Here is a 22,824-nt window from a genome sequence, read left to right as displayed (position 1 = left end):
GCCGGCGGGCATTCGTCGTCGGCACCGGATCACCGCTGCAACCATTCGGCGAGCAACGGGCCCAACGTCTCCAGTGTCGGAGCGTCCATCAACTCGGAATGCCGACACTGCAGCGTCGTCACGCTCAACTCGCCGCCGACGTGCTCCCGCCACCCCTGCGACGCCACGCCCGTCAGGTCCATCTCCAGGATCGCGGCGTCGACGAAGAAGACGTCCCCGGCATAGCGGCCGTAGTCGGCCGAGGCCGTGTACCGCTCTGCCGCAACGTAGTTCTCGATGACCTGACCGATCCGGTGGTCGTCGAGCACCGTGATGGCGTCGTCGCTCGTGCGGACCAGTGCGACGGCATCGGCGACCGTGACCCGGGCGTCGGCGGCGACGGGGAAGCCCATCTCGCGAAGCAGTCCGCCGAGGACGGCGGCAGGGTCGAACTCGGTGGTATCCGTGGTGCCCGTGGTGTCCGTGGTGTCGGTCCTGGCGTCCAGCATGCCCACGAACGTGACGTCACGCCCGCGCCGGGTCAGTTCGGTGGCCACCAGCAGCGCCAGCGCACCACCGAACGACCAGCCCAGCAGCCGGATCGGACCGTCGGGTGCCACCTGTGCGACGGAGTCCGCGTGACGGTGCGCCAGCTCGGTGATGCCTGCGGGCAGCCTGCCCTCGGTGAACAGCGGCGACTGCAGGCCGTAGAGCGGGACGTCCTGCGGCAGATGTCGTTTCAAACCGGCGAACTGCCAGCTCAGGCCGCTCGCCGGATGGATGCAGAACAACGGCGGCGCACCACCCTCGGCGCGCAGCACGAGCACCGGCCCGAGGGCGTCGGCGGCGGTCGCGCCGGAGGCCAGCCGCTCGGCGACCTCCGCCACGGTCGGGGCGACCATCAGGTCGGACACCGCCACCTCGACCCCGAACTCCCGACGGATGGCCGCCGCCAGTCGGACCAGCAGCAGCGAATGTCCACCGAGAGCGAAGAAGTCGGCGTCGATGGAGGCGACCGGGACGCCGAGCACGTCGGCGAACAGCGCGCAGAGCCGTTGCTGCGCAGGCGTCTCCGGGGCCCTGCCGGAGGCGTCCGCGTCGACGTCCGGCTCCGGGAGCGCCGCACGGTCGAGCTTGCCGCTCGGTGTCAGCGGATAGGCGCGCACCGCGACGTACGCCGCGGGCACCATGTGGGCGGGCAGTGCAGCCGCCGCGTGCTCACGCAGGACGGCCGCGGGCGGTGCGCCGTCGGCCGGTACTTCGGTCGGTACGTAATAGGCGACCAACCGACCCGACCGCGCCACGACGCGGGCCGAGACCACCGCCGGATGCGACGCCACGACGGCCTCGATCTCGCCCGGCTCGATGCGCACTCCGCGCAGCTTGATCTGATCGTCGCTGCGACCCAGGTACTCCAGCTGCCCGTCGCGGCGCCAGCGCACCACGTCGCCGGTGCGGTACATCCGCGCGCCGGTGTCGAAGGGGTTGGCGACGAAGCGGGCGGCGGTCAGGCCGCCGCGACCCAGGTAGCCGTCCGCCACCTGCACACCGGCGAGGTACAACTCGCCGCGCGCACCGTCGGGCACCGGGTTGAGCTGCTCGTCGAGCACGTAGACGCGGACGTTCCAGCCGGGCCGGCCCAGCGCCACGTCGCCGCCGTCTGCGGTCCAGCCCAGCACGTCGACCGCCGCCTCGGTGGGGCCATAGAGGTTGTGCAGCCCGACGTGGGGGAACGCCTCGGCGAACCGACGGGCGAGGTCGCCCGCCAATGCCTCGCCACCGACGGTGACGCGCGTCAACGACGTGCACCGGCGTGCCCGCGGCTCCTCGAGGAACAACTCGAGCATCGACGGCACGAAGTCCACCGCGGTCACCCCGTACGCGTCGATCGTGCGCGCCAGCCAGGCCGGGTCGCGATGCGCTCCCGGTGGCACGATCACCAGTTCGGCACCGACGGCCAACGGCCAGAACACCTCCCACACCGACGTGTCGAAGCTGATCGGGGTCTTGACCGCCATCCGGTCGCCGGGACCCAGCGGGTAGGCGTGTTGCAGCCAGGCAATGCGGTTGACGATGCCGGCGTGGGAGACCGCGACGCCCTTCGGCTTACCGGTGGAGCCCGACGTGTAGAGCACGTAGGCCCACGACGCCGGATCCACCTCGACGTCCGGTCGCCGTGGGGGCCCTGCGGCAGGGTCGGGCCGCATCGCGGCGACGGCGGCGGCGTCGAGCACGCGACGCGGTCGTGCGTCGGCGACCATGTACGCCAACCGCTCTCGCGGATACTCCGGATCCAGGGGCAGGAACGCCGCGCCGGACTTCGCGACCGCGAGCAGCGCGACCACCAGCTCGATCGAGCGCGGCAGCGAGACCCCGACCACCGCACCCTCACCGAGACCCTCGACGAGATGCGACGCCAGCCGGTCGGACCACGCGTCGAGGTCCCCGTAGGTCAACCGGCCCTCGTCGGCGATCACGGCGACCGCGTCGGGGGCTTCGTGCGCCCGACGCGACACCGCCGCCGCCAAGCCCTCGGCGGCCACGGGGTGTGCCGTCGCGTTGCGCGCGACCACCACGTCGGCGTGCTCACCGGGGAGCAGCACGTCGACGGCACCGACGCGGGTCGCGGGCGCCCGGACGAGCCGCGCCAGCACGGCGGCGAGTCGCCGCGTCAGCGTCTCGGCCGTGTCCTCGTCGAACAGGTCGGCGGCGTACTCGGTGAGCAGCGTCGCGGTGCCGTCGCGGACGTCGACGAGGGTCACGCCGAGGTCGAACATGGCGCCGGTGACGGCGGATTCGTACCACTGCATGGGCATCCCGAACAGGTCGGTGGACCCGAGGTCGCGGAGGTGGTAGCCCACGAACACGTTGAACAGCGGGTTGCGCCCGGCCACGCGGGGCGGGTTGAGCGCCTCGACGAGCCGCTCGAACGGCAGCTCCTGGTGCGCGAACGCGGCCAGGTCGGCGGTGCGGGCACGCGCCAGCAACTCGTCGAACGTGGGGTTGCCGGACACGTCGGTGCGCAGCACCACGGTGTTGACGAAGAAGCCCACCACGTCGTCCAGAGCGGGGTCGTCGCGGCCCGCGACGGGCGTGCCGATCACGATGTCGTCGCCGGCGCCCAACCGGTGCAGCAGGGCCGCCAGCGCGGCCTGCACCACCACGAGCGGACTCGCCTGCCGCGCCGTGGCCAACCGCCGCAGAGCCGCGGCGGTGTCCGCGTCGAGGTCCACCCGCACCAGTCCGGCGGACCCGGTGGGGTCGGGGCGGCGGGCGCGGTCGCAGGGCAGCGCCAGTTCGTCTGGGGCGCCGTCTAATTCAGAGCGCCAGAACTCGATCAGGCGGGCGCCGTCGCGGGCGAGCAGCTCGCGCTGCCACAGCGCGTAGTCCGCGTACTGCACGGTCGGCGCGGGCAACGCAGCCGCGCCGCCGTCCACCTCGGCGCGGTAGGCGCGGTCCAGATCGGCGAGCAACGGGCCGTCGGACCACTCGTCGGCGGCGATGTGATGCAGCACCAGCGCGACGACGTGCTCGGTGGCGGCGATGCGGAACACGTCGACGCGGATCGGGATCTCGCGCTGCAGGTCGAACCGGCGGCGCGTCACCGCGTCGACGGCGGCGTCCAGTTGCCGGCGATCGTTCGGGTCGACGTCGGTGACCGCCATCGGCACCGTCACGCCCGCGTCCAGGATGCGTTGCCCGAATTCGCCGTCGCGTTCGACGAACACCGTGCGCAACGCCTCGTGCCTGGCGACGACGGCGTCGACCGCCCGGTGCAGCGCGGCCAGGTCGAGCGACCCGGTCACCCGGAACACCAGCGGGTAGGCGTAGGCCGCGCCGGTGTCGGCCAGCCGGTCGAGCACCAGCAGACGCGATTGCGCGGGCGAGGCCGGGATCCACTCGGGGCGAGGGCCGGCCACCAACTCGGGGCGGGCGGACTCCGGGGCGGCCGCGTCGACCAGCGCGGCGACGCCGGCGACGGTGCGGGCGTCGAACACGTCGCGGATGGTCAGCTCGACCCCCAGCGCCGAACGCAGGCCGCCGAGCAACCGGATGCTGAGCAGCGAATGCCCACCGAGGTCGAAGAAGTCGTCGTCGGCGCTCACCTCGGCGACGCCCAGTACGTCGCCGAACAGCGCGGCCACCGCGACCTCTGCGGGCGTCTGCGGTACCCGGCCACCGGCGCCGCCGCCGGCTGCGACGTCGGGAAGCGCTCGCACGTCCAGCTTTCCGTTGTCGGTCAGCGGGATCTCGTCGATCGCGGCCATGGCGGTCGGCACCATGTACGCGGGCAGCGTCGCCCGCAGGTGGTTGCGGACGGCGTCGACGAGGTCGGTGCCCGCCTCCCGACCCGCGGCGACGACGAAGCCGACCAGCCGCTGCGTGCCCGACGGATCGGACCGCGTGATCACCGCCGCCCGGGCCACGGCCGGATGGGCGGCCATCGCGGCCTCGACGTCGCCCAGTTCGACGCGGTAGCCCCGGATCTTGACCTGGTCGTCGGTGCGGCCCAGGAAGTCGATGATGCCGTCGGGCCTGCGCACCACCAGGTCGCCGGTCCGGTACATCCGGGAGGCGTCGGGGTCATACGGGTTCGCCACGAAGCGGTCCGCCGTCAGCGCCGCTCGGCCGAGGTACCCGCGTGCCAACCCCGCGCCCGAGACGTAGAGCTCACCGGGCACGCCGTCGGGCACCGGACGCAGCCAGCCGTCCAGCACGTGGGCACGGGTGTTCCAGATGGGGCGGCCCACGGTGGGCGTCGCGCTGTCGTCGGTGCCGCCGCCGAGGGTGTTGATGGTGTACTCGGTGGGGCCGTAGAGGTTGTATCCGTAGCTGGTGTCGCTGTCGCGCAGGCGATTCCACACGGTGCTCGACACCGCCTCGCCGCCGAGCAGGACGAGCACGGGGGCGTGACCGGCGGTCAGCAGGCCCTCGTCGAACAGTACCTGGGCATAGGACGGCGTCACGTTGACGACGTCGATGCGCCTGTCATGGCAGTACCGCACCAAGGCCGTGGCGTCCCTGCGCAACTCCTCGTCGCACACGTGCACCTCGTGGCCCTCGACGAGCCACAGCAGCTCCTCCCACGACATGTCGAACGAGAACGACACGGTGTGGGCGATGCTCAGACGCCGCCCGCCCGCCTTGGCGATGGCCGGGGCGAAGATCGCCTCCCGATGGTTGAGGTGCATGTTGGTCAACCCGCGGTGCGGTGTCACCACGCCCTTGGGCTTGCCGGTGGATCCCGACGTGTAGATGACGTAGGCGGCCTCGTCCGGGGCGGGGGTGCGGCCGTCCCAGGGCCGTGCCGCCGCGGCGGCGTCCGCGCGCACGGCCGCGTCGTCGAGCACCAGTGCCGGGCATCCGGTGACGGCGGTGATGCGCTCGGCCACCGCGCTGGTGGTCAGCACGCACACCGGCGCGGCGTCGTCGAGCATCACCGCGAGCCGTTCGTCGGGATAGTCCAACTCCAGGGGCAGGTAGGCCGCACCGGCGCGCAGCACCGCGAACAACGCCACCACCGATTCGATGGACCGCGGAATCGCCAGCGCCACCGTGTCACCGCGGCCGATGCCACGGTCGCGCAGCAGCCACGCCAGCGCGTCGAACCGCGCTTGCAGTTCGGCGTAGTCGACGTGGGCGGCACCGCATACCAGCGCCGTGTCGTGCGGGGTCAGCGCCGCGCGTTCGGTGAGCAGGTCGATCACGGTCGCCGCCGGCAGGGGGTGCTCGGCCGCAGCGTCCCGGTCGGCGCTGCGCCCGGCTTCGACGGGCAACACCATCGGGACGGCGGCCAACGGCCGGTCGGTCCCGTCGGCGCTCGCGGCGTGCAGCAGGACGGCGTGCAGCCGGTCGAGCAGACGCTGCGCCCGCTCCCGGGCCACGACGTCGGCGCGGTACTCGAGCTTGACCCACAGCCTGCGGCCGGGTGACGCCACCCATGTCAGCGGGTAGTGCGAGGCGTCGATGGAGTCGTGCCCGACGATCCCGTGCGCGGTCTCCATGTCGGTGAAGGTGTCGTCGTCGAGGAAGTTCTGCAACACGTACAGGCTGTCGAACAGCGGTGCATTGCCGGACAGTTCGTCGTTGTCGGGGTTCGCCGCGGCCGCCGCCCGCTGCACGTCGCCGAGTCCGAGGTACTCGTCGTCCATCAGCTCCAGGCGACTGGACTGCACCGCGCGCATGGTGTCGGCGAACGACTGCTCCGGCCGTAACCGCACCCTGGTCGGCACCGTGTTGAGGAACAGTCCGATCACCGAGTCGATGCCCTCGAGGTCGGTGGGTCTGCCGGCGACGGTCGAGCCGAACACGACGTCGTCGCTGCCGGTCTCGTAACCCAACACCATCGCCAGCGCCGTGCCGACGAGGGCGTTCAGCGTCACCCCGGCGCGGCGGGCGCACCGCATCAGCTCGGCCGTCTCGTCGTCGGTGAGCGTGAACTCCAGGCGCAGCGCCAGGGTGGGTTCGGTGCCCACGGCCTCGGGGACCAGCAGCGTGGGTCCGGGCAGGCCCGCCATCGCGGCACCCCAGCGGCGCGCCGAGGCCTCGCGATCACGTCCGGCCAGCCACGTCAGATAGTCGGTGAACCGTGCGGCCGGGGCGTCGATTCCGGCAGTCCGCCCGTCGCGGGCCGCCGCGTACTCGGCGAACCATTCCCGTAGGAAGTGTTCGCGCGACCAGCCGTCGAGGAGCAGGAAGTGGTAGCTGAGGATCAGCCGGTCTCCACCGGTGCCGCGTACCACCGTGCACCGGATCAGGGGTGGGGCCGCCAGGTCGAAGGAGCGCAGTCGGTCGGCTGCGGTGATCTCCGCGACGCGGGCGGTCGCGGCCGCCTGGTCGAGGCCGCCGATGTCGATCACCTCGGGTGACACCTCGGGTGCGGTGGCGATGACCGCGACCGGACGGGGCAGGTCGTCGGCATGGAAGCCCGACCGCAACACCGCGTGCCGGGACAGGACGCGCGCGAACGCCGTGCGCAGCGCGTCGAGGTCGATCGGGTCGTCCACGTCGAACACGTTCTGCACCACGTACACCGGCGACTCGGCGTACCTGGCCTGGAAGTACACCCCCTCCTGCAGGGGCGACAGCGGCCAGACGTCGTCGATCGGTTGGCCCGCGCGCGCCAGCACGCGATCCAGTTCGGGCTGGGTCAGGGTGACGTGGGCCAGGTCGGACGGGGTGCGGGTGGACCCGCCCGCCGAGGCCGGGGCGACGTCGCGGCTCAACTCGGTCAGCGTGGCCGAGAAGTGCTCGGCCAGTTCGACCGTGGCCTGGGCACCCAGACCGCCGTCGGCATAGGTGAACACCGTCTTGAGCCGTGGCCCGGCGGCGGTGTCGTCACAAATCGCGTTGACCTCGAGCAGATACGGCGTCCCGAGGTCCGGGTTGGGACCCACGCGCAGCGCGTCGACCTCCGGGGCCGAATCCCAGTCCGCCGCACCGTCGGCGGTCCACCGGCCGAGGTAGTTGAACAGCACCTGCGGTCCGGGGAGCCTTCCCAGCGCCGCCGCGGTCCTGGCATTGCAGTAGCGCAGCTGGCCGAAGCCCAGGCCTTCGTCGGGCACGGCGCGCAGCGTCTCCTTCACGGCGCGCAGCGCCCCGAGCGCGTCGGCGGGATCGACGGGGTCCAGGCGGACCGGGGCGATGGCCGTGAGCCAGCCGACCGTGCGGCTCAGGTCGTGCTCGCCCCGATGGTCGCGGCCATGGCGCTCGAGATCGAGCACCAGCGGAGCGCCCGGCGCGGTGCCGCGGGCCCGTCGCCACCGCTCGACGGCGAGCGTCAGTGCGGCGACCAGGGTTTCGGTGACGTCGGCGGACGCGGCGGCGGGCACGGTCGTCAGCAGCGCCTCGGTGACGTCGGCGTCGGCGACGACGACGTGGTCGCGGGTGTCGCCGACCACGAGCCCGAACGTGGACGCGGTGGCGTCGAGTTCCCCGCCGGGCGCCAGGGTCGCCGACCAGTGTTCGAACTCCGCGAGCCGGGTGGCCTGCTGGGCGCCGTCGTGCACGGCGCGGGCATGGGCGCGGATGGACGTCGGCACCGCGGGCAGGTCGGGCCGCCGGCCCTCGGCCACGCGGGCGTACGCCTCGGACAGGTCGTCGAGCAGGATCCGCCACGACACCGCGTCGACCGCGAGGTGGTGCACCACGAGCAGCAACCGCCCCTGCTCGTCGGAGCCGCGGTCGAACCACACCGCCTCCACGACGCGGCCCGCTTCCGGGTCGAGTCCGTCGGCAGCGGCATCGGACTCCGCGCCGACGGCGTCGCGCAGGCCGTCGGCGTCCAGGCCCTGCGCGTCGACGCGGCGCACCGAGAGCGGTTGATGCGGCGTCGTTTCCAGCGACCACAGCATGGGCGCGGGACGGTGCAGCCGCAGTCGCAGGGCGTCGTGGGTGGCGACCACTGCGTTGAGCGCGGCGTCGAGCCGCTCCACGGTGGCGCCGACGGGGGTGCGCAGCAGCTCGGTGAGGTTGAGCCGACCGATGGAACCGCCGAGTTCGGCCAGGCGGCCCACGATGGGCGTCGGCATGACCTCGCCGAGGTCGGGCCGAGGGCCGGTGCCCGCCGGATCCGACGCGGGCGACCCGCCGTCCGCCGCTGCCGCCGCCTCGGCGAGTGCGGCGGGGGTGCGCGCGACGAACACCTGCTGCGGGGTGAGGCGGATACCGGCCCGCCGGGCGCGGTTGACCAGCTGGATGGCGACGATGCTGTCCCCGCCCACGGTGAAGAAGTCGTCGTCCGGACCCACCGGGACGCCGAGGATCTCGCCGAACAACCCGGCGAGGACGGCGGCGGTGTCGGTCGTGGCCGGTTCCGGGGTCTGTTCGGTGGCGCGGTTCGTGGCCGCGTGCGTGACCTGGGCCTGGGCCTGGACCTGGGCCTCGGGCGCGGCGTCGGCGGGCGCGGGCAGCGCCGCGCGATCCAGCTTGCCGTTGACGGTCAACGGAAGGGCGCCGAGCACGACGAAGGCCGACGGCACCATGTATCCCGGCACGCGGTCGGCGACGTGGGCGCGGACCCGGGCGACGTCCGGTGCCCCCCGACCCACCAGGTATCCCACCAGGCGCGTCCGGCCGGTGGCGTCGACGTGCGTGGCGGCCGCGGCGTTGGTCACTCCGGGGGCCGCGGCCAATGCGGCCTCCACCTCGCCGAGTTCGATGCGGAAGCCCCGCACCTTGACCTGCGCGTCGGAGCGTCCCACGTACCGAAGCTCACCGGCGTCGGTCCACGTGGCCGTGTCCCCGGTGCGATAGAGGCGTTCGCCCGCCGCGTCGAACGGGTTGGCGACGAAGCGCGACGCCGTCAGCCCCGGCCTGCCGACGTATCCGCCGGCGACCTGCCCGCCGCTGACGTACAGTTCGCCGACCACGCCCGCGCCGACGGGTCGCAAGCGGTCATCCAGCAGGTGCAGGCGCAACCCCGAAAGCGGCCCGCCGATGGCACCGTTGCGGCTGCCCGCGTCGTCGACGTCGGCGGCGGTGAGCGGCCGCACCGAGACGTGTACGCACGTCTCGGTGATGCCGTACATGTTCACCAGCTGCGGTGCGTCGTCGGCGTGCCGGACGTACCAGGCGGCCAGCCGGCGGATGTCGAGTGCCTCCCCGCCGAACACCACGTAGCGCAGCGACAGCGTCGGCCGCAGCCGCGCGTCGGCATCGATCAGCGGATAGAACGCCGACGGCGTCTGACTGAGCACGGTCACGCGCTCGGTCTCCAGCAGCCCCAGGAAGCGCTCCGGATCGCGGGTGTCCGCGGCCTCGACGACCACGAGCGTGCCACCGGTCGTCAACGCGCCCCACAGCTCCCACACCGAGAAGTCGAACGCCGCCGAGTGGAACATCGTCCACACGTCGTCGGCGCCCACGTCGTAGTGCTCGGCGGCGGCCGCCAACAGTGCGGTGACGTTGCGATGGCTCACCGCGACGCCCTTGGGCACACCGGTCGACCCCGAGGTGTAGATGACGTAGGCGTCGTCGTCGGGGTGGGTCGCCTGCCGCGCTCCCGCGGCGGGGGTCGCGGTGACCGCCTCGGCGAGCACGACGGTGGGCACGTCGGACACGTGCGCCACGCGGTCGGCGACGTCGGTCAGCACGCACGTCGGCGCCGAGTCGGTCAGCACGTGCGTCAACCGTGCGGCGGGGGAGTCGATGTCCAGCGGGACGTAGGTGGCCCCCGCCTTGATCACCGCCACCAGGGCGACCACCAGCTCCACAGTCCGCGGAACCGCAACGGCGACACGGGTTCCCGTGCCGACGCCGAGCCCGGCCAAAGTGGCGGCCACCGCGCCGGCCTGCGCGTCGAGTTCGGCGTAGCTCAGCCGGCGCTCACCGCACACCACGGCGGTCGCGTGGGGTGCACGGCGCACCGCGTCGTCGAAGGCCTGGGTCACGGTGCGGGCCGGGCCGGGCCGTGACACCGTGCCCGCGGTGAACGAGCGCTCGACGGCAGTGCGCAGATCGACGTCGCCGATGGCGTCGTCGGGACGTTCGGCGAACGCGCGCAGCACCGCGGCCACCCGCTCGGCCATGCGCTCGGCCATGCCGACGGCCACCCGCCCGGCGTCGTACTTGACCTCCACGGCGAGTTCGTCGTCGAGGTAGGCGACCAGTGCCAGCGGATAGTGCGGCGCGTCCGTGCCGGTGAATCCCGTGAAGGCCAGCGCCGCAGGATGTCCGGTGTCGGTGTCGGTGTCGGTGGTGGGGAAGTTCTCCACCACCACCAGGGTGTCGAAGAACTCGCGGACCCCCGCGATCTTGGCCAGCTCGGTGAGGCCGACGTGCTGGGCGTCGAGCACTGCGCTCTGACGTTCCTGAAGCCGCGTCACGGCCGCGGCCAGCGACTCGTCCGGCGTCCACGCCATGGGCACCGGGATGGTGTTGATCAGCAGGCCGACGACGTCCTCGGTGCCGGCGAGCGTCCCACCGCGGCCCGAGACCGTCGAGCCGAACACCACGTCGGTGCGGCCCACGTGGGCGCCGAGCACCAGACCCCAGGCCGCGTGCACCACGGTCGACGGCGTCACGCCGCGCTCGCGCGCGGTCGTCAGCAGCGTCGTGGTCAGATCCCGGGGCAGCCGGCGCACGGTCGCCAGATGCTCGCCCACCGGAACCGTGTCGTCGACGGCCAGGGTGGGCCGGACGTCGACGAGTGCGGCGGCCCAGGCGGTCCGGGCGGCGGCGTGGTCGGCGGAACGCACGGCCTCGACGTGATCGCGCAGGGAGACCGCCGGCGGCTGGGGCGCCGGTCCGGCGCCCACCGCGGCGTTGTACTCGGCCACGACGTCGCCGAAGATCAGGGGATAGGACCACCCGTCGGCGACGACGTGGTGCAGGGTCTGGATCAGCCGGTGCCGGTCGGGCCCCAGGCTGGCCAGCACGTAGCGCACCAGCGGCGGATGCGCCAGGTCGAACGGCCGGTCGAGCCGGGTCCTGGCGAGCGCATCGGCGGCGTCACCGTCGGTCACCGCAACGTGCTCGAATTCGACCGCGGCAGAGGCGAACACGATCTGCGCCAGCGTGCCGTCGGCGAGTTCGCGGAAGCCCGCGCGCAGCGCCTGGTGCCTACCGACCACCGCCGTGATCGCGCGGTGCAGCACGTCGGGCCGGACCGGCCCGACGAGTTCGGCGACCTGCTGCACGCGGTAGGTGTCCACGCCGCCGCCGTACGTCGCGTGGAAGTACATGCCCTCCTGCAGCGGCAGGAGTGGCAGCACGTCCTCGACGGCACCGTCGCGCTCCCAGGCGTCGACGTCGGCCTGCGTGGCCGCGACGAGCGGGAAGTCCGACGGCGTGTGCCCGGCGAGGTCCGCGCAGCGCGCCAGCGCCGTCAGCGCCTGCGTCCACAGACCCGCCAGGTCCGCCACGTCGGCCTCGGCGAGGATGCCGGTGGGCCACGCCAGGGTGATCGACAGCCGCGTGCCGTCGGGGCCGTCCTCGGCCGCGGCGTTGATCTCCAGGGCCACGGCGGGATTCGTCGGGTCGACGCCTTCGCGCAGCGCGCCCTGCTCGGCGACGGGCTCCCAGTCGCGGCCCGTACCGCCGGAGAAGCGGCCCAGGTAGTTGAACAGGATCTGCGGTGCGGGGGCCCCGGCCAGCGACCGATCCGGATCCAGGTGCCGCAGTACGCCGTAGCCGATGCCGCGGCTCGGGACCGTGCGCAGTTGCTCCTTCACCGACTTCGCGGCGCGGGCCAGCTCGGGTCCGGCCGCCAACACGTCGTCCCAGGCGACGGCGCCGGGATCGACGCGCACCGGGTAGATCGAGGTGAACCATCCCACGGTGCGCGACAGGTCGAGATCGGCGCCCAGGAACTCGCTTTCGCGGCCGTGGCCTTCGAGGTTGAGGACGGTCGCGGTATGTGACTGCCCGCCTCCGCGGCTGGTGCGCCACCGCGCCAGCGCCAGCGCCAGCCCCGTCAGCAACACGTCGTTGGCCCCACCGTGGAACGCGGCGGGGACCGCACCCAGCAGCGGGGTGCTCGTCTCCTCCGGGAGCGCCACGTGGAGCCTGGCCACGGTGGCGGCCGTGTCGACGGCCGGGTCCAGGGGTCGCCTGCCGAGATCGGGGTCCGGCGTGGCCAGGACGTCCGCCCAGTACGGTAGTTCCGCGGTGAACGTCGCGTCGGCGATGGCGTGCGAGAAGGTCCGGAACGACGTGGGCACGTCGTCGAGGACCACCGGTCGGCCAGCCCGGACGTCAGCCCAGGCGCGCGCGAGATCCTCGCCGAGGATCCGCCAGGACACCCCGTCGACGACGAGGTGGTGGATCACCAGCAGCAACCTGCCCTCGCCGGCCGCGTCGTCCCACACGGCGCGCACCAGGAGGCCGGCGTACGGGTCGAGCCCGGCGGCCGCCGCGGACACCGCGGCGTCCACGTCGTCGGGTCCCAGCGGCGCCTCGACCACCGACGCCTCGACCGCCGACCTCTCGATACCGGTGCCGGGCACCTCCAGCGTCCACCCGTCGTCGGTGGGGCAGAGGCGCGCGCGCAGCATGGCGTGCCGCTCCAGCACGGCGGTCAGCACCTCGACCAGCCGGGCACGCGTCAGATCCGCGGGTGTCGCCAGCACCATCGCCTGGTAGAAGTTCGCCAGCGGGGTGTGCGCCGCTTCGGTCTCGGCCAGCATCGGCGTGCGCGCGACGACGCCGACGCCGGTGTCGGCCACCCGTGCCGTCGTGGCCTCGCCGGTGTGCGCGGCGGCGGCGAGCGCGGCGACCGTGCGGCGCCGGAACACGTCGCGGGGGGTCAGGACCAGACCGGCCTTGCGGGCGCGGCCGCACACCGCGATCGACGAGATGCTGTCGCCGCCGAGGGCGAAGAAGTCGTCGTCCACGCCGATTCCGCCGATCTCGTCGATGCCGAGCACCGCGCTCACGATCGCCAGCAGCGTCGCCTCCCGGTCCGAGCGGGGACTGCGCGCCGCGCCGCGGGTGGCCGCCACGGGTTCGGGCAGCGCCGCCACGTCGAGCTTGCCGTTGATGGTCAGCGGCAACTCGTCGACCAGGCCGTAACGGGTGGGCACCATGTAGGGCGGCAGGATCGCGGCCAGACCGTCGCGCAGCGCGGCGACGAACTCCGCGGGATCGGCAGGGCTTTCCGCGGCGATCACGTAGGCCGCCAGTGTCTTCATCGGTGGCGTCGCCGTCGTCGCACGCGCCACGACGGCGCAGCGCGCCACCCCGGGCAGACCGGCCAAGACCGTCTCGACCTCGCCGAGTTCGACCCGGTATCCGCGGATCTTCACCTGGTCGTCGGCGCGGCCCAGGAAGTCGAGATGCCCGTCTGCGCGCCGCCGCACCAGGTCGCCGGTGCGGTACATCCGGCCGCCCGCCACGAACGGGTCGGCGACCATCGTGGCCGCGGTCAGCCCCGCGCGACGGTGGTAACCGCGCGCCAAACCCGTTCCCGCCACGTACAGTTCGCCGACGGTGCCGTCGGCGACGGGGCGTAGCGCGGAGTCGAGCAGATAGCCACGCGTGTTCCAGATCGGCCGGCCCACCGTGGGCGTGGCACTGTCGTCGGTGCCGCCGCCGAGGGTGTTGATGGTGTACTCGGTGGGACCGTAGAGGTTGTACCCGGCGGTGCCGGGAGCATCGCGCAGCGCCGACCACACGCCGTCGCCGACGGCTTCCCCGCCGAGCAGGACCAGCGCGGGGGCGTGGCCGTCGAGCAGCCCGGCGTCCAGCAGATGGTGGGCATAGGTCGGGGTCACGTTGATCACCTCGACCCGATGGCGGTGGCAGTACGCGACGAGCGCGGGCGCGTCGCGGCGCAACTCCTCGTCGCACACGTGCACGGTGTGACCCTCGACGAGCCAGAACAGCTCTTCCCACGACATGTCGAACGAGAACGACACCGTGTGGGCCACGGCGACGCGGTCGCCGGCCCCGGCCGCCGCGGCGCGCGCGACCGTCGGGGCGAAGATGGCCTCCCGGTGGTTGAAGTACATGTTGGTCAGCCCCGCGTACCCGGTCAGCACGCCCTTGGGCTTCCCGGTGGAGCCCGACGTGTAGATCAGGTATGCCGGATGGTCCAGACGCTCGGCGCCGGAGGCGAACTCGCCGAGTTCGGCGGGCGTCGGTGGGGTCGACGGGGTCGCCCGCAGCTCGGCGGCGACGTCGGGATCGTCGAGGGTCACCACGGCGGCGCCGTGGCCTCGCGCGCGGTCGGCGAGGACGTCCTGGGCGGCGGTCGTCACCACCAGCACCGGCCTGGCGTCCTCGACGATGGTGTCCAACCGTTCGATGGGCAGGTCCAGTTCCAACGGCAGGTACGCTGCGCCGGCCCGCAACACCGCGAACAGTGCCACCACCATGTCGATGGATCGGGGGAGCGCCAACGCCACGAAGGTCTCGGGCGCGGCGCCGCGGTCGCGGAGGAAACGCGCGAGTTGGGACACCCTGGCGTCCAACTCGCCGTAGGTGATCCGGCGCTCCCCGAACACCAGGGCCACGCCGTCCGGGTCGGCGGCGGCGGTCTCGCCGAGCAGTTCGGCGATGGTGACCGGCTCCAGGGGGCGCCGCGTCGCGGACCAGCGCCGCTCGAGGTCGTCCCGTCGTCGCGCGGTCAGCACGTCGATCGCACCCATCGCCACGTCGTCCGGGTGACTCAGCGCATCCAGGACGGCGGCCACCTGGTCCACCATCTCGCGGGCCCGGTCGGGGCCGACGACCCGGTGCTCGAGTTTGACGGTGAGTTCCCGGCCGGGCGTCAGCACCCACGTCAGTGGGAAGTGCGTGGTGTCGTGGTACTCCACGGCGACGATGCCGTGCGCGGACTCCAGGTCGGCGAACGTGTCGTCGTCGAGGAAGTTCTGCAGCACCAGCAGCGAGTCGAACAGCACGCCACCGGATTCGCCTGCGGTGCGCTGGATCTGGCCCAGCCCCAGGTGGTCGTGGCGCATCATCGACACGCGCTGGGCGCCGACGGCGGTGATGGCCTCGGCGGCGCTGCGCCACGGGGTGGTGTCCACCCGCACCGGAACGGTGTTCAAGAACAGGCCGATGGTCTCGTCGATGCCGACGAGTTCACCCGGTCGGCCCGCGACCGTCGTGCCCAGGACCACGTCCGACGTGCCCGCGTGGTAGCCGGTGACCGCTGCGACGGCGGTCGTGACCACCGCGTTGAGCGTCACCCCCAGCGTGGCCGCACGCCGGTGCAGGCGTGCGGTGACGGCCTCGGGGATGCGCACCACCAGCCGGCCCGGCGCCACGTCGGGCGAGGCGTCTGGATGGCCCGGTTCGACACCGGAGGCCAAGGTCGGTCCCGGCACGCCGGCCAACAGCTCGCCCCAGGCCTGCGTCGCGGCGTCGGCGCCGACGGTACGCAGCCATTCGAGGTGTCGCACGACCATGTCGCCGTGGGGTTCCAGCACGCCGGTGGTGCCACCAGAGGCGTACAGCGCGAACAGTTCTCGCAGTACCAGTTCGCGTGACCAGCCGTCGAAGAGCAGGAAGTGGTAGGTCAACAGCATGCGGTCGCGCCCGCCGGGCAGGCGGATCACGGTCAGCCGCAGCAGCGGTGGCGTCGCGACGTCGAACGGGGCGGTGCGGTCGGCGGCCGCGACGCGGCGCGCGCGGTCCGCTGCGGTGTCGGTGTCGACATCGGTGAGGTCGACCACGGTGACGGCCGACGGCGGGTCCGCCACCACCACCTGGACGAGGGCGGTCGCGTCGGGATCGGGGTCTGCCTCGACGTGCTCGACGGTGCGGAAACCCACCCGCAACTGCGGGTGCCTGCGCAGCAGCGCCGCGAACGCGGCATCGAGGGCGGCGACGTCGATGCGCCGGTCGACGTCGAACGCGTTCTGCGCGATGTAGGTGGCGTGGCCGCCGTCGAGGGCGCTCTGGTAGTAGACACCCTGCTGCAGCGGGGACATGGCCCACACGTCGTCGACGGACTCGGCGGCCACCAGGCGTTCGAGCGTCGCCGGGGAGAGTCGCACGGTCGAGAAGCGGTCGACGGTCGTCGCCGGGACGGCGCCGTCATTCGCGGAGCGCTCCAGCAGCGCCGCGAGTTCGGCGGCGGTCCGGTGCCGGAACACGTCCTCGGTGGTCACCACGTAGCCGGCCCGGGCGAGGCGGCTGGTGAGGCGGATGGCCGCGATGCTGTCGCCGCCCGCGGCGAAGAAGTCGGTGGCGGTGTCGACCGCCCCTGACGGCTGCGACCCCAGGACGTCGGACATCAGCTCCACCACGCGGCGCTGCAGCGCGGTGGTCGGCGAGGCGTCGGCGGTCGTGTCGGTGCGCGGCGCGGCTGCGCCGTCGACGGCCGCCCGGATGGCGGCCGCGTCTCGTTTCCCGTTGGGCAGCAGCGGGATGGCGTCCGCCACGCGGATGCGTGCCGGCACCAGGTGGCGGGGGAGTTCGGCCGCCAGCAGCGCCGTCAGCTCGGCGGCCGACGGCGCGTCACCGGCGTCGGCGACCACCAGCGCCGCCAACGTGGTTCCCGTGCTCACCACGGCGGCCTCGCGGACGTCGGCGATGCGGGTCAGCGCGGCCTCCACCTCGGCGGGTTCGACGCGGTGACCGTTGACCTTCACCTGGGCGTCGCTGCGCCCGGCGTACACCACCTGCCCGTCGGGCAGGCGGGCACCGAGATCGCCGGTGCGATACACCCGCGCGCCGCCGGGCGCGGCGACGAACCGTGCGGCGGTCTGGCCCGGTGCGTTCAGGTATCCGCGGGCCAGTTGCACGCCGCCGACGTAGATCTCACCGAGCACACCGGCCGGGAGTTCGGCGAGCGTCGCATCGAGCACCCGCACGTCCGCGCCGGGCACGGCGGCGCCGAGGGTGATCCGGTCGTCGTGCTGCGTTCCGGCGAGGACGTCGCCGGTGACCTCGGACGAACCGTAGGAGTTGACCACCTCGGCGTCGGGGCTCGCGGCCCGGATGGCGCGCAGGTGGGTGGTGTCGAGCGCCTCACCCGAGACGATCCACCGGTGCACGCCGGCGAGTTCGGCCGGATGCTCGTCGGCCAGGGCGGCCGCCAGCGAGGGCACCGCGAGCACCTGGTCGATTCCGTGGGCGGCGACGAGCGCCGCCAGCGCCCGGCCGTCGCGCGCGGCATCGTCGCCGGCCAGGACGGTCCGCGCACCCGCGGCCAACCCGCCGAGCAGTTCGGTGACGCCGTCGACGAACGACGGCGAACTCTTGGCGAGCCGGACGTCGGCACGCCACGCCGTGGTGGCCCACGCGATCCGATTCGCCAGCGCCGCATGGGTTCCCACGACCGCCCTGGGGGTGCCGGTGGACCCCGACGTGTAGAGCACCGTCACGGCGTCGAGCGGATCCACCGGGACCGGTCGCGTGCCGTGCGCGGCGATGCCTGCCTGGTCGGCGGCGACGACGGGAACACCCTCCGGCACCTCGACTGCTGCCCGGCCGAGTGCGTCGGCCAGTACGGCGGCGGGGCGGGCGTGAGCCAGCATGAACGCCGTGCGGGCCCGCGGATAGGCCGGATCGATCGGCAGCACGGCCGCACCCGCGGCGACGATGGCCCACGCGCCGGCCACGAGGTCCACGGTGCGGGCGGTGGCGAGCGCGACGACGTCGCCCCGACGCACGCCGGCCTCGGTCAGCCGGCTCGCGAGCGCCGCGGCGCGACGGTCCACGTCGGCGAAGGTGTGCGAGCCGTCGGCGGTGACGACGGCCGTGGCTTCGGCGTGCTGCCGGAAGGCGCTGCCCAGCAGCGCGGTCAGGGTGGTGGCAGGCGGGGCGTCGACGACGGGGCGCTCGCCCCCGGGGTCGTGCGCCGCCCCGGCGACCAGCGCCGCGAGCACGTCCGACAGGACCGCGGTGGCCGCGTCGGCGAAGGCGTCGGAGACGTGCTCCCGGTCGTTGGTGACGGTCACCGTCACGGTGTCGTGTACCGCGATCATCACCGTGAGGGGATAGTGCGGTGCCTCGATGACCCGGACGTCGCCCAGCGTCAGACCGTTGCGGGAATGCGTCGTGGCGCCCAGGTTCTCGATGACCACCAGCGAGTCGAACAGCTCGTCGAGACCGGCGATGCGATGGGCCTGCGGCAACGGCAGGTGGTGGTGGTCGCGGATGGCCGCCTCGAACGCGGCGACCTGGGCCACCACGTCGGTGGCGGTCTGGGCGGGTGTCCACCGGACGCGCAGGGGCACGGTGTTGACCAGCAGCCCCACCATCGCCTCGACGCCGGGGACGTCGGCGTCGCGTCCGGACACCACCGTGCCGAAGACCACGTCGGTGCGGCCGGTCAGTCTGCCGACGGTGATCGCCCACGCCGCGTGCAGCAGCGTGCCGACGGTGACCGAGGCGGCGGCGGCCCGAGCGGTGAAATCGGCGCGTGGGCCCACCTCGACCCTCCGGCTGCCGAAGCCGCCGCGACCGGACGGCGCTGCGCCGTCGGCCGCGGCCACGCGACAGGGTTCGACGAGCCCGGCCAGCAGGCCCGACCACGCCGCCCGTTCGGCCGCGCGGTCGCGCCGCGACTCCGACCACCGCAGGAAGTGATCGAAACCTGCTGCGGGGCCGTCGAAGTCGTCACCGGCGTATGCGGTGAGCAGGTCGTCGAGCACCACGGGCACCGACCAGCCGTCGGCCACCAGGTGGTGCACCGTCTGGATCATCGTGTGCCGATCGGCGGCGTGCCGCACCAGCGTGTACCGCGTCAGCGGGGGTCGGGACACGTCGAAGCGGCGTTGCCGGTCGGCCTGCGCATGCCGGGCGACCAGAGCGTCCGGGTCGGCGGCGGTGCCGCGGTGTGCATCGGCGGCGGTGCCGCGGTGTGCGTCGACGACGCGGAAGTCCGGCGGCACCACCGTCGCGTACACCGCGACGGGCGTTCCGTCTGCCGTCGTCGTGAACGCCGCGGACAGCGCGCGGTGGCGCGTGGCGACGGCTTCGGTCGCCCGTTGGAAGCGATCGACGTCCAACGGCCCCGTGACGTCGACGATCTGCTGCACCACGTAGGGGTCGCGCCGTGTGGTGAACGTGGAGTGGAAGTAGATGCCCTGTTGCGCCGGAGTCAGCGGCAGCACGTCGACCAGACCGGGGTGGCGGGCCTCGAGTTCGGCGACGTCGGTCTGCGTCAGCGGCACCAGATCGAAGTCCGATGCGCTGTGGCCGGCCACGTGCGGGCTCGTCGCGATGGCGGTGAGCAACTCGGTCCAGCGCTGCGCCAACCGTCGCACCTCGGGCTCGGCCACGGCGTTCGCCGCCCAGCTGAACACCGCGCGCAGCACGGTCCCCGTCGGGGCTGCGACGGCTTCGGCGTTCACTTCGACCAGGCGCGGCAACGGCATCCGCGGGTCGCGGTCCTCCAGCACCGCACCGTGATCGTCGGTGAACGACCATGGGCGCTGGGTGGATTCGAAACGCCCGAGGTAGTTGAACAACACCTGGGGTGTGGCGGCGAGCGCCTGCTGCGGGCGCCCCCGCAGGTAGCGCAGCGCACCGTAGGACAGCCCGTGCGACGGGACGGCGCGCAGCCGATCCTTCACCGATCGCACGGTGGCGCCCAGTGCCGGACCGCCGCACACCGCCGTCCGCCAGTCGATCTCGGGGTCGTCGAGTGCCACCGGATAGAGGGTGGTGAACCATCCGACCGTCGACGACGGGTCGACGTCGCCCACCAGCTCCGCCTCGCGGCCGTGCCCCTCGAGTTCCACCAGCAGGGGCGCGTCGGCGTCGGGGTGCGCGCGCACCGCGAGCCATTCGCGCAAGGCCAGATACAGCGCGGCCACCATGGCGTCGTTGACGTGGCCGTGGATCCGCTCGGGCACCGTCGTCAGCACGGCAGCGGTGACGTCGGCGGGCAGTTCGACCGTCAGACGCGCCTCGGTCGCCACGGTGTCCACCGCCGCGTCGAGTGCGCGGTCTCCCCAGGGGCGCTGCGGCACCGCGCACACCCGCTCCCAGTACGCGAGGTCGGCGTCGAACGTTCCCGCCCGGGTGGCCTCGGCGAGCCGGTGGGCCCACGCCCGCCAGGACGTCGCGGCCGGAGCCAGGGCCCCGGGATCGGCGTACGCCGCCGACAGATCGTCGGCCAGTACCCGCAGTGACACCCCGTCCACCACGCAGTGGTGCGCGATCACGAGCAACCGTCCGCCGTCGGCGCCTCGCAGCCAGCCGAACGCGATCATGACGCCCGCGGCCGGGTTCAGCTCCGCTACCAGGCGGTCGCGGAGCGTCGCGGCGGCGTCGGGCACGTCGGAATCGCCGACGAGCATGGGTGCGCTCGGAGGGTCGGCGGGAATCACCAGATCGGTCGAATCACCCGTCGTGGCGGCCCACAGCACGGGGTGGCGCCCCACGACGGCGTCGAGCGCGGTGCGCAGCCTGGTCTCGTCGACGTCCGTCGGCAGGCGCAGTGCCATGCCCTGGTAGAAGCCGTCCAGGGCAGGACCTGCCTCGTCGAGCCAGTGCAGGATGGGCGTCGCGGGCACGGCGCCCGTGGCCTCGACCACGGGGGCCGCCGCCGCGCCCGGCCCGGGCGTGGCGTCGGCGAGCAGCGGCGCCAGCGCCGCCACGGTCCGGTGGGCGAACATGTCGCGGGGACGCAGCGAAAAGCCCAGTGCGCGTAGCCGGCTCACCACGCGGATCGCGACGATGCTGTCCCCGCCCAGGGCGAAGAAGTCCTCGTCGACGCCGATCCGATCCAGGTCCAGCGCGTCGGCGAACGCTCGGCACAACGCCTCTTCGCGCGGCGTGCGCGGTGCGGTGACGGTCCGCGTGCCGCTGGGTTCGGGCTCCGGCAACGCGGTGCGGTCGGTCTTGCCGTTGGCCGTCAGCGGCACCCGCTCCAAGGTCACGAACCGCGACGGCACCATGTAGTCGGGCAGCCTGGTGGCCGCCCACCGGGCCACCTCCGCATGCAGGGCGGGTCCGTCGTCGGACCCGTCGACGGCCACCAGGTAGCCGATCAGCTGTTCGGACGTACCATGCCGGGAGATGGACACCACCGCTTGCCGCACCGCGGGATGGTCGGCCAGCTGCGACTCGATCTCCTCGAGTTCGACGCGCCGACCGCGCACCTTCACCTGGTTGTCGGCGCGGCCCAGGAACTCCAGCGTGCCATCGCCGGTCCAACGGGCCAGATCGCCCGTGCGGTACATCCGAGAGCCGTGCGGGTCGAACGGGTTCGCCACGAAGCGCGACGCCGTCAGCGCCGACGCGTTGACGTATCCGCGGCCCAGCAGGAAGCCCGCTGCGTACAGTTCGCCACCCACTCCGGGCGGCACCGGGTTGAGGCCCTCGTCGAGCACGTAGAGCTGGGTGTGCGGATTGGGCTTGCCGATCGAGGTGGCGATGCGCTCGGCGGCGTCGCGATAGACGACGTGCGAGACGCCGATGGTCGCCTCCGCGGGCCCGTAGCCGTGATAGAGCGTCGTCGCGAGTTGCCTGCGGAAGCGCGCGAACAGATCCGGCGTGAGTACCTCGCCGCCGCACCACACGTGACGCAGCGATGCCAACCCGCTCGGCGTCCCGTCCAGAGCCGCCATGCGATCCAGCTCGAGCAGGGTGTCCAGCATCGACGACACCAGATAGACGAACGTCACCCGCTGCGTCCGGATCAGCTCGAGCAGATACTCGGGATCCTTCTCGCCGCCGGGGTCGGCGACCACCACGCGGCCCCCGCACACCAGTGGCAGCAAGATCTCGTTGACCGAGATGTCGAAGGACAGGGGGGCCTTGAACAGTGAGGCGTCGTCGCCGTCCTTGCCGAACAGCAGCACGTGGTCGCGCTGCCACACCAGGCGCTCGGCGATCGCCTCGTGCCGGATCATGGCGCCCTTGGGTTTTCCGGTGGAGCCGGACGTGAAGATGACGTAGGCCAGCTGCGCGGGGTCGACGACGACGTCGGGTGCGGTGCCCGGTCGGTCGGCGTGCGCCCACGCGGCCAGGTCGACGCGCAACGTCGGGACGCCCCAGTCGGTGTCGTCACCGGCCGCGACGAACGCGGCGACCGCGCCGGCATCGGCGAGCACCTGACGGCGGCGGTGTGCGGGCCAGGAGGGGTCCAGGGGCACGAACGCGGCGCCGGCGAGCATGGTCGACAGGACCGCCACCACCATCTCGGCCGACCGCGGCACCCCGACCGCCACCACGGCCTCGGAACGCGGGTCCACGTCGCGGATGGCGTGGGCGAGCTGTGCCGCATGCCGGGCCAGCTCGCCATAGCTCAGCGTCCGCTCGCCGTGTACCACGGCGATGGCGTCGGGATCCGAAAGGCACTGTGCGGCGAACAGTTCGGGCACCGTCGAGGTGGCCTCGGGAGCCGAGTCGTCGTTCCACTGCGCCAGCAGTTCGGTCATGTCCAGATCTGCCGTGTTCAGGGACTGTGTGGTCACGCGGGGGCAACCTCTCCGTCGT

1 protein-coding gene is annotated in these 22,824 nt (G+C 73.1%); it reads right to left on the bottom strand.

The features are described from left to right. Positions 1–29: 29 nt before the first annotated feature. Positions 30–22,802, bottom strand: a complete 22,773-nt coding sequence (locus AC30CM_RS12870) for a non-ribosomal peptide synthase/polyketide synthase (RefSeq protein ID WP_490117266.1) — start codon at positions 22,800–22,802, stop codon at positions 30–32. Positions 22,803–22,824: the final 22 nt, after the last annotated feature.

The organism is Mycobacterium sp. DHQP2018-32-09, from assembly GCF_058148405.1.
Note: the sequence above shows the minus strand (reverse complement) of the source record. Positions and strands in the feature narration are given on the sequence as shown.